14 protein-coding genes and 1 pseudogene are annotated in these 13,540 nt (G+C 40.2%); 2 read left to right on the forward strand and 13 right to left on the reverse strand.

The window, feature by feature from the left end:
• Positions 1-13: 13 nt before the first annotated feature.
• Entirely contained in the window at positions 14-340 is a 327-nt protein-coding gene (locus KQP93_RS16205; protein WP_217875210.1) for a plasmid-related protein, read from the reverse strand.
• 367 nt (positions 341-707) lie between these two features.
• Here KQP93_RS16205 and KQP93_RS16210 point away from each other — a divergent pair, with 367 nt between their 5' ends.
• Entirely contained in the window at positions 708-1,310 is a 603-nt protein-coding gene (locus KQP93_RS16210; protein WP_217875211.1) for a hypothetical protein, read from the forward strand.
• Between the two features lie 208 nt (positions 1,311-1,518).
• Here KQP93_RS16210 and KQP93_RS16215 read toward each other — a convergent pair whose 3' ends face one another.
• The 9 genes and pseudogenes from KQP93_RS16215 to KQP93_RS16255 form a co-directional block, all read right to left on the reverse strand.
• Positions 1,519-1,878, reverse strand: a complete 360-nt coding sequence (locus KQP93_RS16215) for a hypothetical protein (protein WP_217875212.1) — start codon at positions 1,876-1,878, stop codon at positions 1,519-1,521.
• Between the two features lie 100 nt (positions 1,879-1,978).
• The gene (locus tag KQP93_RS16220; RefSeq protein WP_217875213.1) at positions 1,979-2,401 is read right to left on the reverse strand and encodes a GNAT family N-acetyltransferase; all 423 of its coding nucleotides are present in this window, start codon (positions 2,399-2,401) and stop codon (positions 1,979-1,981) included.
• Between the two features lie 106 nt (positions 2,402-2,507).
• On the reverse strand, positions 2,508-2,885 hold the full coding sequence (locus tag KQP93_RS16225; RefSeq protein WP_217875214.1) for a hypothetical protein: 378 nt from the start codon (positions 2,883-2,885) through the stop codon (positions 2,508-2,510).
• Between the two features lie 67 nt (positions 2,886-2,952).
• Positions 2,953-3,705 (reverse strand): hypothetical protein, encoded by a 753-nt coding sequence (locus KQP93_RS16230; protein ID WP_217875215.1) that lies wholly within the window; start codon positions 3,703-3,705, stop codon positions 2,953-2,955.
• Complete coding sequence (locus tag KQP93_RS16235) at positions 3,705-4,046, reverse strand: hypothetical protein (RefSeq protein WP_217875216.1); 342 nt, start codon at positions 4,044-4,046, stop codon at positions 3,705-3,707. The genes KQP93_RS16230 and KQP93_RS16235 overlap by 1 nt, the downstream gene beginning before the upstream one ends.
• Before the next feature lie 384 nt (positions 4,047-4,430).
• A pseudogene (locus KQP93_RS16240) lies at positions 4,431-5,518 on the reverse strand (IS91 family transposase).
• Entirely contained in the window at positions 5,515-6,348 is an 834-nt protein-coding gene (locus KQP93_RS16245; protein ID WP_217875217.1) for a tyrosine-type recombinase/integrase, read from the reverse strand. The pseudogene KQP93_RS16240 and the gene KQP93_RS16245 overlap by 4 nt, the downstream one beginning before the upstream one ends.
• Positions 6,349-7,134: 786 nt before the next feature.
• Positions 7,135-7,641 carry a hypothetical protein gene (locus KQP93_RS16250; RefSeq protein WP_217875218.1) on the reverse strand — a complete coding sequence of 169 codons (507 nt, stop codon included), beginning with the start codon at positions 7,639-7,641 and terminating at the stop codon, positions 7,135-7,137.
• Positions 7,642-7,707: 66 nt separating this feature from the next.
• The gene (locus KQP93_RS16255; RefSeq protein WP_217875219.1) at positions 7,708-10,008 is read right to left on the reverse strand and encodes a dynamin family protein; all 2,301 of its coding nucleotides are present in this window, start codon (positions 10,006-10,008) and stop codon (positions 7,708-7,710) included.
• Between the two features lie 380 nt (positions 10,009-10,388).
• Here KQP93_RS16255 and KQP93_RS21630 point away from each other — a divergent pair, with 380 nt between their 5' ends.
• The gene (locus KQP93_RS21630; RefSeq protein WP_217875220.1) at positions 10,389-10,487 is read left to right on the forward strand and encodes a BsuBI/PstI family type II restriction endonuclease; all 99 of its coding nucleotides are present in this window, start codon (positions 10,389-10,391) and stop codon (positions 10,485-10,487) included.
• 11 nt (positions 10,488-10,498) lie between these two features.
• Here KQP93_RS21630 and KQP93_RS16265 read toward each other — a convergent pair.
• The 3 genes from KQP93_RS16265 to KQP93_RS16275 form a co-directional block, all read right to left on the reverse strand.
• Positions 10,499-11,613, reverse strand: a protein-coding gene (locus KQP93_RS16265; RefSeq protein WP_217875221.1) for an IS3 family transposase whose coding sequence is annotated in 2 segments (ribosomal slippage) — positions 10,499-11,361 and positions 11,361-11,613 — 1,116 coding nt in all. Because the reading frame shifts where the segments join, the coding sequence is not laid out codon by codon here.
• Positions 11,614-12,086: 473 nt separating this feature from the next.
• Positions 12,087-12,632, reverse strand: coding sequence for a lecithin retinol acyltransferase family protein (locus KQP93_RS16270; protein WP_217875222.1), 546 nt, complete (start codon positions 12,630-12,632; stop codon positions 12,087-12,089).
• Between the two features lie 273 nt (positions 12,633-12,905).
• Positions 12,906-13,487, reverse strand: a complete 582-nt coding sequence (locus KQP93_RS16275) for a hypothetical protein (protein WP_217875223.1) — start codon at positions 13,485-13,487, stop codon at positions 12,906-12,908.
• Positions 13,488-13,540 lie beyond the last annotated feature (53 nt).

The raw sequence follows: 13,540 nt of genomic DNA on the forward strand, positions 1-13,540 counted from the left end.
TGTTCTCCTCGTCTTAGTTGAACTCTGTGCACACAGTCGTTTCTACCCGGCTGGGCAAAGAAGACTGACGGCGCAGATAGGTTGGTATTTCGAGTAAAGCCATGTCGTACTGATGTGGCTCTTTGTAAAACGCAGATGTCAAACGGGGCATACCAGGAGCTTTAGGCACTGCCATTGGACGACGTTTTGGTGTTGGTGTGAGCAACCGTTTGATTTGAATAAATACAAATCGAAACGGGCGCACGCTTTGACGAGCAACCAATCGTAAAAGCGACCAGCTCAGTTTTGCAAGCAACATAATGCCTGCGATTTGGATAATAAATCCGAAGATATATTCCATTGGTGACTCCTTAATTAGGTTGTGAAGGAGTCACCCCCAACTGGGGAAAACTCCCCCAGTTGGGTGGTGAAAAGGCGAACCATTAGGAACGCATGGTTGAGCATGTAAAAACATGCAGGCTATTTGTTTAAGGAGGCTAGCTACCTCTTAGTACCACTGAGAATACTCAGCGGCGGGCTTCCTTTGAGCTCATGCTCTCAGGCGCAGATATCACTGAAACAGATCAGCAATATTTGATAGTCAGTGTAACCGTCTTATTCAGACAGGATAGTTAGAAAGATGCTCAATTCTTCCACCTAGCTGAAAGGCCATTACCTCACAGAGGATTAGGCTAGGGACTGATTATTGTCATATCAGGAGCAAACTTATGGCCCAAACAAAACCCAATTACTCAAAACCCATCTTTGAACAATCATTCACAATTAATAGCTTACAGGCGCAACGTGTCGTTGACCGTGTTTTTAGACGGACGGTCAGTGCGCTTTACGGAATCGATGTCATCCTACGCATCATTGGCGATGAGAACGAAATTGATGAAGTAGAACAGATCATTAGCCAGTTGATCGAGGATTGCGCTAAAGCGGTAGACAACGAACAAGCTCGTTTGGACAAATTGATGGAGTCCAACGGCATCGATGAAGTACCTGACTACACCGACCCGATTACCTTCAACGCCAAAATCAGCTCGCCTCAGGTTGGCCAGTTTGTCGGCTTAGTTCGCAAACTCGATGCGTTGATGATCTCAATGGACACACTCTGGTTGTCTAGCGTGCTTAGCAACAAACAACGTGTTGATGGCAACTACGCATGGCAACAGCGCATTATCAAACTGGCTCGACGCATTATTGATATCGAAATTCGAGCACGAAAATCAGCTCAAGCCAAGGGTAAAGAAGCAGAAGTTGAACAAGCAGTACCTTCAACCGATGACGATATCACTGAAGAGGAAACAGATACCCCCGCCAACTAGGCTCCCATCAACCAGCCCCTCTCGAAGGGGCTCTTCAATATTTGGTGTTGTGGACTTTGTAACAGAGTTTTGGACAAAAACGCGCTAGAGTATTTATTCGGTAACGCTCTAATAAACCGCGCAACAACGCGGAGCTTTCATTGTGTATAATTCGCGAAGCGAAACACAATGAAAGCGGAGTGTTTTGCGTCGGTTTTGATTAGCTTTGTTAGATGCAGTTTTGGAGAAGGATGCTTAATTCTTTTACATGAACTGAACGGGCTAACCCTTCACCTCCTGATGTAGAACAAGATGCACACCAATGAGCTCTTTCATGTGCAGTGCTAATCATTAATTTTTCAATACTTTTACTAATTGCCGATTTATATTCTTTTTGGATTAATAATGCTCCAAAATCATGATCTTGAGGCCAAGGTAATTTATTTGCCAACACTTCAAATTCAGTGAGTAATTTTTTTGCCTCTGAAATATCCGTACATTGAGTAATTAAGTGAACAAGATCTTTAATGTTTTCAGTATTAAATCCAGCTTCAATAATTTTAATCTGTGTTCTGTCGTAAATATTCATAGTGACTCTGATTGCATCTAACGCCCAAATTTAGCGCGGAAAGCCGCGCAGCGGGTTGACGTCGCAGCCAGCGCTTTTTGCTGGCGATAAAATTTGCTTGTTAGGAGACGGTACGGCTCATGTAGTAAAACCGCTCGTCTTCACTCGTTAAACCGAACCCTTGCCGCTTATACAAATGAACAGCTGGGCTATTTTTAAACACTCTAAGCTTTAAAGTTTCAGCACAGTGCTCTCTCGCGAGTCGCTCCGCCTCTGCAAGAGCGATTGAGCCAATACCTTGATTCTGATAACTCTGCTCAACTTGCAAATCACGTAACCAGCATTCTTCTGTATCGAAAGATAACCTCATGACACCAACAAGTATTCCCTGAACCAAAATGTCATAGTTCACAAGCTCTTGCGTCATTTTCTCAATCTGTGCTTCATCCCAATCTACAGAATATTGTTCATAATATGGTCGCATGTTCGACAGAGTAAAATGTGCTACTTTTGCTAAATCCTTAGCCGGTTCAAATATAACCACCGCTCTAGTCTCCTAACGCCGTTTTAAGCGGCAAATTGCAGTTGGCTAAAATAAATGAGGCACGAACAAAAAGCCAACTGTAATTTGTCCGACTTGAAAACCCTTGTTATGTTGCGGTATTAACCATTTTTTTATTTGATATTTTTAATGCTGAAACAACAATACAACCTGCAATTACTACAGCAACTAAATCCAGCCAATCAAAGACACCTGTTCCTAAAGTGGGCTGCATTACCTCGTATATTACACAACCAACCATTAATCCAAATGCTGAGGATGGTGCTTTTTTAAAAGATTCTTTTGATAACCCTATTAAAAGAAAAATCGCAGTAATAGTCCCTGTAATACTTGGTAAATAGTTAGCCAAACCAAAATCAGCAATTTGATTGGAGTAAACCCAATCACGATAATATGTATCATCGAGATGTGTTAAAACTAGAAAAGTAGCTCCAGTTATAATAAATACTATTCGAATATTACTCATACTTTCCTTAGCAACATAACGCCGCATTCAGCGGCTTGTCCGCTGCAATGCTTTGTTATGCGAACTATTAGCCAGCAGCACGAGCTTTAATGCTCTGAATCACTTTTTCTCGAAACTCTCTATGTCCATGCGTTGCTCTAGGGTGAGCAATTCTAAAACATTCAATATTTGAAAATTCGTCGTCAACTGGCTTAAACTCCCAGTATTTCCCAGATATAACTTCGCCATTTTTATAGCCACTAAAGTGCTCTTCGAATAGATCCCTTATTACTTGATCAACACCAACAAAGCCAGTAGCAAAAATAATCACGTCTGGCCTCAAGCACTTTATCTGGGCGGCAAGAAGCTTTTTAGAAACTTCTGTTATTTCTTTTAGCTCATTTTTCGGGCGTGTTCTAGGGCTTTTTTTGTTGTAATCCCAAGCAAATAAATTCCCATAAATAATTGACTCAGGATTAACTTCAAGCTCCTTCGTCAGCCGAAAAAAATACTGCTTAAAACGACTTCGAGTTTTTGTAATAACTTTCCCATTCTTACTCACTGGTAGATGTCTTTTGTAACGCCCAGTGGCCTCTTGCACAAGATCGGAAATTTTATTATTTTCAGCAAACTCTGCTACACGCTTAATTGTGTTTTTTTGATTGTCTGTATTCCAACCAGCAGTTTCTCGGCCAACCAACATTACTTTTAGGCTAGAGCTCCAGTATTCATCAAATGGGACAGGCAAGAATACACCAGAGTACTTATCTTCATTATGGTTAAATGAGTCAAATTTTAACTCTTTTAAAATCCTGCCATACTCATCAAGCAGCGCCTCCATTACGTGTCTCCTTTGGAAAGGTGAGTTGAGCCTTCTGGCAACCACTCAATACTCAAATCACCACCACCAAAGCGAACAATCCCTTCTTTTTTTGGTAGCACATTAAATTGGCCTCGGTGTGCAATAAAATCATCTAAAAGCTCAATCAGATGCAATTTGAAACCAGACTCCGTAACCTGATCGAAAATATCCTCTTCAAGTGTCCAAGAGGTGCCACTCAAGCGGTCTCCATCATCTTCAGCACAGAAAACCACCTCACCTGTAACTTTCACAATGTCTGAATGTTGCTTAGCCAGCATGGCAAGGCGTGCTGCTTCAAAGTTTTTATCGAAATTCGACATAAATTTTCCCTTTTGCTTTTTTTCAGCTTACGCCACTCAAACGACAGAATGTGTCGCAGAAGCGCATAACATTTTAGTATTTATGCAACACGCTGTTTGTGTTGCATAATCGCTTGTTGGACTGAGCCGCTACCTGCTCGGTGTGTCAGAGTTGGTGTTGTTTATGCTATGGGAATTTGCTTTTTGGAGGCTCTCACTTTCCTAGCTGATTTAATCAGCTTAGCGAGTGTTATGTAAGCTTTCCCTGCATTGCTCAGCGCTTATTATGTATTCATTACACCTAAATTTGCCTTAATAAGCAATTATATTTTTTACACGTACAGAGGCCGCTAGCCTGAGCAGTTAAGCAGGTTAACTAATTGATTTTAAGCAGCTACCTAGCTGCTAACTCGTTCGCTCTACTTTGGTCCTTGTTTCATATAACTGGAATACGCCAATTAACCGCAAGATACCTGCCTTACAATGCAGGCAAGGCCAATGCGGTATCAGTGTTACGTTTTCTGTCTTTAGCTTCTCCACTTTACCTCTGTGTGATTCTTGTGACCTTATTAATGCTAACTTTCGCTTGCGACACGCATTAGCTAAAAAGCCATAGTGGCGAATGCGCATAAACCCTTTGGGCAATACATGTTGTAAGTAGCGCCGTAAAAATTCATCACAACTCAGAGTCATGACTTTATCGCGGTTGTTATCTGCATAATCGCGGTATTTAAAGCTCACTGTTTCTTCAGTCGCTGACACTAATCGCGATTCTGACATCACGCCTTTTCGGGTATAACGCGCAAGGTAACTAACTAGCTTTTCACTGTACGTTAAACAGGCTTTGCTATACACGCACCATTTGGTTGGCGTGCTTACCTTCGCGAATGAACTATCGCATTCATTGAGCGCCGCCAGCATTTTCCCTCTGAACACTGTTGATAATGCTTTAACGGGGTATAAATAGCCTTTTTCTATTTCATGCCAGTGTGCTTTATCAAGCGCACCTGCGGGTATCAAACAATGCAAGTGGATATGCTGACTTAAGTTCTGCCCCCATGTATGCAGTACGCTTGTCATGCCTAACTGGCCATGTCTTTTTCGTTTCGCAAATTTGCTCAGCGTTTGCCATGTGGCTTTGAATAAACACTGATACAACGCGTTTGGGTTGTAGTGCGCAATGATATTCAACTCATGCGGGAGTGTAAAAACAAGGTGGAAATACCTACATGGTAATAAATCCTCCTGCTGTTTTTGCACCCATTTAGCCGTAGCCATGCCTTGGCAACGCGGGCAATGACGGTCTCGACAGCTACATCCAATCTTTTGCGACTCCCCACAGCTATCACATTGCCATGCTGATAACCGAGCTGACCCGTTCTGCATGATTGAAGGTGCTGACACACGCGCAGTTGTTGATAACTCACCGTATGATGTTGGCGATAACTCTCAAGGCTTGAGTTTAAAATATCAGCGAGGTGTAAGGCGTTCATTGTTTACTCCAGCTCGCAAGCAAATCAATGCCGCCATGACCTAACTCTGGTAACCAATGTAAGTAACTTTGTGTGGTTTTAATATCACTGTGACCAAGCTGATGTTGCAGTTGATGAAGTGGCATACCTGATTCAAGTTGGTGTGTTGCATAAGCATGGCGTAAAGCATGTGGGTTACAGTGCTTTAAGCCACACGCTTGTGCATGTTTTCTCAATGGCTTCCTGAAGGTTGATGCTGACATAGGTTTATCCATTAATAACCGTGAATAGAACATCCAACCTGTTGGGTGATACATTTTCCAATAACAACGTAATTGAGCCAGCACGCTATCTGATACAACCACATATCGTGATTTATCCCCTTTACCTTGTTCAATTAAAATAGTTTTACGCTGTCCATCAATGTTTTGCACTTTAATATGTAGCAGCTCACCAATGCGTAAGCCACAGCCATAGCAAACTACTATTAACGTTTTTAATCGCATATCCGTACAGCTTTCTATCAGTCTTCGCATATCATCACGCGACAAATAGGTGGGTGCGTGCGACTTTGCTTTTGGCAGTGCAATATCTAAGTTCAATGGCCGGTGTAAAATATGTTTAAACAAGAACCAAATGCTGTTTATCTGTACTTTTTGGCTTGATCTAGAAAGTTTGCGAATGGCAGGATCGTTAAAAAAGATATTCAACTCATCATCTGTGACTAAGTCGAGCGGTTTATTAAAGTAATGACTGAGTTTTAGTAAATGTTCACTGTAGCTTTTACATGTACTTTGCGAATAACCTCGATAGGCTATTTCAGTTTTGACTTGTTCAATGAGTGTATTCATGACTTACCTCCAAGTTATGGGATAACCCCAAGGTAAGTGTGGCTCAAATGATAAGAATAGGATCTCCGCGTAGCGGCTTAGTTCAACAATTTAATAGTGCGCTCATCGCGCATATTTCTGCCGACTAAACGCTCATTTGTCTACTCTATATAGTTTTAACAAATAACCTAAGGTATTACTATCACTAAGTTTTCTAAAATATTTGAATTAAGTTAAATAGATCAATATGCGCTCACCGATCATTTTCATGAATATATGCGCAAAGAGCAGTTTAACCAATCTATTAACGACGATGTTTAGCCAGTCTCAATGACCGGTTATCGCTCACAGCCGAACTTCGCCAAGGTGCCATAAGCATAGCTTCATACGTAACTCTTTCCTGCTGCATTCATTGCTTTGGGGCGACCCTTACTATATGGCAGTAACTCAGCTTGCAATATATTGTCTAATGTTATTTTGAATGGAAACTATAGCGACAGAAAAAACGGTTGTCTGAAAAAGGACTATTCGTAGGGGTTACACGCCATATTGCACACACTGATGAGCTGGGTGAGTTAACAAACATTGGATGAATTAGGTCTTGAACCCTCTTAAGAGACTATAAGGCAGCGTTAAAGCGAATTAGATCTCTATTTGATGCAGCCAAACCTAGCACTCCTGAAAGTGAAGAGTTTTAAAAGGCTAGCTGCATTGATTGAAGAGTATTAGGAAAACACGTCCCATTTAGTTAATACAAGGCATATTTATCCCTATTACGTACGTAAATGGATTTTAGTTTAGCTGGCGTTATATGCTAACGCTCAGAATTTTATCGTGAATTTCATCCCATTGTTCTAATAAATGCTTATGGCCATCGAGTTCTGAGCGCATGAAAGAGTCAAGCATTTTTACAAAATCGTCTTCTTTACCTTTGTAAAAAATGCCATTATCGTAGCGATATTCAGTTTTGGCGAATTCTAATATTTTTTTAATATTGAGATCATCGGTAAACTTAAGTTGTTTTCTGGCTTTTGTTAATTCTTCTCGATAGTCTGTATTCCCCTTTCTTATATGTCCATCGGTACTAAATTGTCGAAGAATATCTTCAACAATCATGCTGTTCGTAGTACTTTCTATAAGTGCATCTTTCGTCTTCTTGTCTTTTGATAACCACAATTTGTGTGCTTTTTTCACGAGCTTAGAGCGCTCTTTTTCCGCATCGACTCTTGTTTGTACACGGTATCTTGCACGTCGTCGATCTTTTTCCCCACTGAGATCATCATAAACCTCTTCAATCCAACTAAATAAGCCCATAACTAAGTCCTTAAGAGTAGTGACTCACCTCAGAGAAAATAAGCTCTGAGGCAATATCTGTCTAGTTTAACCGTTTATTATGGATTGCACTGTTTTTATAGAATCGATGGCTTGTGTAATTTCAGTAGCATCATAAGTTTTCTCAGCATCAGCATATAAACTCTCTATATGTTTGCTTGCCTCTGTCTGTAGTCCATTAAGTGCTGCATCAAAGCCTTTTGCAGTATCAGACCAATAATGCTTTAGTTGATCTTTAACCTCTTGTTCGATATTGCTTTCTTTAATCCCTTTAACTGTTGATTTAGCCATCGACTTCTTCCAATTTGAAAAAAGTTTATACACTAGGAAGCCGACGCCGGCCGCGATCATAGCTCCCCATACCACTGGGCCTCCCGTCAGACCTACGAGCCAAGGTAAAGTGCTGACTGAACCGGTGATCCCTAGTGTCGTTAAAACACCTGCCGCCTTTCCAACAAGAAGATAAGCTCCTAGGTTTGATGAGATTGTGGCAACATAAGCGCCCATTGCACCAAATGAAGCAATGCCAGACAATCCACCAATGAAGGCTGATTGACCATCAAAACCTACTGCTGTAATACTCTTTTGGTTAAAATCATTTAAATTTATCCCTTCAAGCTGAGCAATGCCGCTAGGAACCAGTGCGGAAAACTCATTTACCAATACCTCAACTTTTTGTGCAAAGCTTTTACTAGAAATACCTACAATTCGTTTCATTTTGGTTTCTAGGTATTGCCCAATGGCGTCTGAAATACCTTTTTTTGCAGAGTCTTTGTCATCAAATCTATCTTCGATGAATCCCATTATGAAATCTTCAGATTGTAAAGACTGTAAAATGATATCAGCCTGAGACAACACGTCTGCCTCGTAGTCTTTAATGGAAGCTCTTAGCTGATGAAACTTTTCTAGTACGCCAGTAACTTCTCTGTGAAATCGCGCATCTTGCTCTTTAACCTCCTTAATGCGCTCTTCATTTGTACAAAGTTTTGCCTGCAATTTTATTAGCTCTTGATCGACAAACAATACTAACTGACGCTTTAGTATTCGAAGTCTGTTGAGGCGACGTTGGGCTAACGTAGTTGTGGTATTTTCAACAAGTTCATCAAAACGAGACGTGAAGGCCGCCATGAATTCTGTATTATCATCCCAAAATGGCAACATACGTTCTGCCCAGTCTTCTGCTTTTGGCAGTACCAACTCCTCCACCTCTGTTTGCCAGCTTTCGTAAAGTAAATGTTCCATCTCTTTGTTGAAGCTAATAGCCGCCCGTTTAGCGGTTTTTCGATTAAACTCATCAATAGATTTAACACCAAATGCTTGGGTCGCTAGGATGGTAATATTTTTAATCGGGCTCTGTGAATCTAAAGGTACATTACCTGGAGCACGAAGGATTTTTGAGTAGAACTCAGGCTCTCCATCACGAAGAAATTTTGTCATCGATGAGGTAAATAGTATAGCATCGGCCAACCCCATTGCCTCATAAGCCTTACGAACGTCTAGGCTATCTATAGTTTGGCTATTATCTTTTTTGTACTCAGGGTCAATGAGCTGTCCCGGTGTATCCAATAAAGATATTCGTTTTAGTACAGGGGCATCGACATAGACAACAGCTAAATAAGTTTCAGGGTAAAGGATCTCGTCGTTTTCATCACGAGCCCCGTATTTTTCCAGAATTTTATAAGTTCCTTTACCGATTACAAAAGAGTCGTGATCACCTTCGAGACGGCTTAAGTTAAACGTTTCTTCGTTTTCATTCATAAACTTAAAAACGATAACGTTATCTTTATTGGCTAAATATGATGGCTTTTTATCTTTATGTATAAACAGTGTGGAAGCCGCTGTCATAGGCTGGAAGCCCTCGGGTGCAATCTCTTGACACATTAAAAGATTGATTAAGTGTGATTTACCAGAATCACTTGGCCCCATGACAGCCAGAATGCCTGAGTCAAACGTCGTTGATATATCATTGCGAGCAGCCTTCATTTTATCTAACAGCTCATTGGGACGAACATTGGCATCTAATGTGTTCAATTGTGTAATGATGGAATCAATCGATGTTTGTAACGCTTGACTTTCTAACTTAAGATCATTATTCACTTTAAGATTTCCTCTATCTAGAAGTTTAATAGGAGCGGTAACTAGCCGCCCAAATTCAGTTTTATTGGCACCAATCGCCATAACGAAGTCAGTTAATACATCCAGAGAAAAATCGTAAGGGGCAGCTTCAATCCGCGAAACCATTTTCTGACTAGTGACTAATGAGCAACGCTCTGCCGCTATTTTTTGGCTAAGGTTTGCTCTTTTTCTCGCATTAATGAGAAAGGCACTCAACACTCTATTTCTAGTCATAAAATCACACCTTGCTATTTATTTTTAGACGTATCGTAAGTAAAAAATCTAACCTTAATAAAATTTAGCATCAAGATTAATTAAGGTCAAACCATCTTTTTATATTTTAGTCATGTAGTGACTATAATTTAAATGATTAAAGAGCTGTTAAATTTCAAGTATATTGATACTTAGAAGTTTATTCAGTGCTTTAGTCATAGTAAAAATAAAAAAGTTATATGAAAAATAAGGCTTTTATCTTGCTTGCGTAACAAGAAAATTACCCATTTTTAAGTTAAATCCAAATTTTTAATGTTAGGCTAACTTAATTTCCAATTTAGTTTTTCTAATGTAGAGACACTGCAAATAGATTTACTGTTTATGATGAAAAACGTAAATGGTTGTTTTTAATTGAAGCAGTAACAAGTCACGGACCTGTAAGCCCAAAACGATGGATTGAATTAGAAGAAGCTCTTGAGAGTTGTACTGTTGGCCGGTAATCCCCCCATTTTTAATGGAGGCTAGCTGTAGAATTTCCGTTGTTTAACTTTTCCAGCTTTTGTATGGGTGTTATACCACCTAACCCCATGTTAGGGCGTTCATTATTATAAGTCCATAGCCAATCAGTCGCTCTATCTTGTAACTCACTAATATCACTGTAAATATAATGACTTAACCAGTCGTAACGAACCGTTCGGTTAAAGCGATCTATATAGGCATTTTGCTGCGGGTTGCCGGGTTGAATAAACCGTAACTCGATATCATTATTCAACGCCCATTGCGCTAGTTGCTTGCTAATATATTCTGGGCCATTATCACATCTAATAGCTTTTGGTTTACCGCGCCACTCTATAATTTGATTTAACGAGCGGATCACACGTTCAGCAGGCAGTGATAAATCAGCGTCAATAGTGAGCCCTTCACGATTAAAGTCATCAATGACATTAAACAATCGACACGCTCTGCCATCCGCTAATTGGTCATGCATAAAATCCATTGACCAACATTCATTGATGGTTTCTGGTACTGCCAATGGCTCAGGCTTATCCCTATTTAAGCGTTTCCTAGGCTTGATCCGCAAGTTTAACTCAAGCTCACGATAAATGCGGTAAACTCGCTTGTGAATCCACTTGTGCTTTTTTACATTGCGCAAGTATAAAAAACATAATCCAAAACCCCAGCTTCGCTTTGACTCAGTCAGAGCGAGTAACAGCTCTGCTATTTTTAGATTTTCATTTTTTAATATCGACGCATAACGATAACAAGTTTCACTGATCATAAAAGTACGGCAGGCTAAGGCAATGCTCATTCTATTTGTGCTAACGACTTCATGTGCCAATACTTTGCGCTCAGAAGCCTTTACCACTTTTTTGCCATGGCCTCCTGAATGACCTCTGATTTGAGTCGCTCTTCAGCATACATTTTCTTTAAACAGCGGTTTTCATCTTCAAGCTCTTTCATTCTCGTCATTAAAGATGCATCCATACCGCCATATTTTGCACGCCATTTATAAAAGGTTGAGTTGCCCATGCCATGCTCACGGCATAGCTCTGGGATCGGCACACCGCTTTCGGCTTGCTTCAAAATGGCGAGGATCTGACTGTCTGTAAAATGTGCTTTTTTCATAATTTTCTCCTGTGTTTACAATAAGAGAAAATTCTACGTTTGGCATCTATTATTGGGGGATTACCATTGAACACCATTTTGGTGGTTTATAACACACCAAAACGGCGTTTAATAATGTTATCGGACAAAATTAGGCTCTTAGTCAAAGAAGTAGGAATAAATTTAACTTTTTCAGTGTCCGGTTATCGCTCTTTTGAGGCATTCGCCTCAACACGTTTTGGGGCAAAACCAATTTGCAAAATATGCAATTTGCTAACTCGAAAAGGGGCAAAAATGTGCCAGCCCAGATTCGACTAACTCGAAGCTGGACAAAAACAATTTAGAGCTGAAGGACTGCTCTATACAAAAAGCAGACACGAATAATGCACGGTGCAAGATCTGACCCCGAGCACTTAATAACACCACTGTATATAACAACCGTATTATGGGCCAATAATGTCCCGGTTTGGCAAGCTTAATGTCATAGAGTTACATTAATCAAAGTCGTCGATTGACACGCTTCTAGAAACATCCATTCCTAGCTCATTGTTGAAAAAGCTAATGATGCCGGGGAGATTAAGTGCTCCGTAATGATTTGATTTAGAACCAAAGGCTTGAGCCGACACAGCCTTACCTGTTCTGCACCACACGGCAAAATGCTCACAGTTATTTTTCAGCAACTGGTAATCTCGCTCTCCAAGCTTTGACTTAGCCCTACGATACGACTTTTCAAGTGTGTACTTGGATGAGTATTCAGGATCAAAATACATAATATCGATGTCAGAATTGAACATCCCTGTGTCTTCGAGAAACACATCCAACTCATCTTTTCTGACTTCTCCGCGTGAAAAGTGTATTACCTTTCCTTCCCCGGCATAAATCCCAAAGTGGTAATAGCAAGGTGTTATAAGTTCATCTTTTTCTACTCTTAGAACAGTACCTCTCTTTACTGGGCGCGAAAATTTTATATTGTTATTGGCGTCGAACTCGCGGGACACATTAGTGATAAATGTATCAGCCCAGTCTGGTAAAAAGCCCATTTTCTCTATCCATTGAAAATAATTTTTTAATCAGGCCAATATAACTCAATATATAAAAATTGGCTAACAAAACTGTCAGCCAAAATATTCATCCATTAAATTACTTTAAAATCCTGCTAAGCAATCTCGCTATGCTCTTCTAGCATTTCCTGAAGTCATTTGGAGGGCTCAGTTCGGCCAAACGACGTTCAAATTCTTACTTATCCAATGAGCAAGCTAAATTCATCAGCACTTGGCATGCTAACACCTTAATAAACAGCGGAAAATAGCAGGCTAAACTAAGCGAAGAATGAGCGCCAGCCGGCTGTTTTTCGTCCATTGTTTAATTGCTACCTTCGAGGCAAATAAACTTAAAAGAGCCTCAAAACCTAATATTGCTACCATTTTATCAAGTGTGAAATCACCTGTTAAAATGACAGCTAAAAACAAACATAGCGTATAAAAAGTGCCAGCCAGAAACAGCGACAAAAGAATTGTAGCTCCATTTTTGAGCCCATGGTTAAAGCTTAAGGTATATGTGCTGCCTACTATAATTATTAAAAACATCGACAGTATAGTTGCAGTGAATAACAATCGTGCCTCAATAATTACCACAATAGCCAGAATCCCCATCAGAAGTGCCGAGAAATAACTCAAAATAATTGCTAATGAGATTAAGTTTTCACATGACACTAAATGTACCCCTAACAATCTTAATCTACGAGCGATTCGGTCGTTTTCCTGACTATACGAAAAACTTGTAAATGAACAGTCAAAAATAAAGAACGGGAAGAGCTGGTTTTCGCTCAATTGAGGCGCTAACTCTAACTCATTTTGGGGCAAAACCGAGTTATCTGAATTATGTTCGAGCTGCAATTATAAAGTGCAAAAATGGTTACTTTGTAGCGAAAAAATGCATTAAAGTAACC

This window comes from Pseudoalteromonas shioyasakiensis, from assembly GCF_019134595.1.
GTDB classification, from domain to species: Bacteria; Pseudomonadota; Gammaproteobacteria; order Enterobacterales; family Alteromonadaceae; genus Pseudoalteromonas; species Pseudoalteromonas shioyasakiensis_A.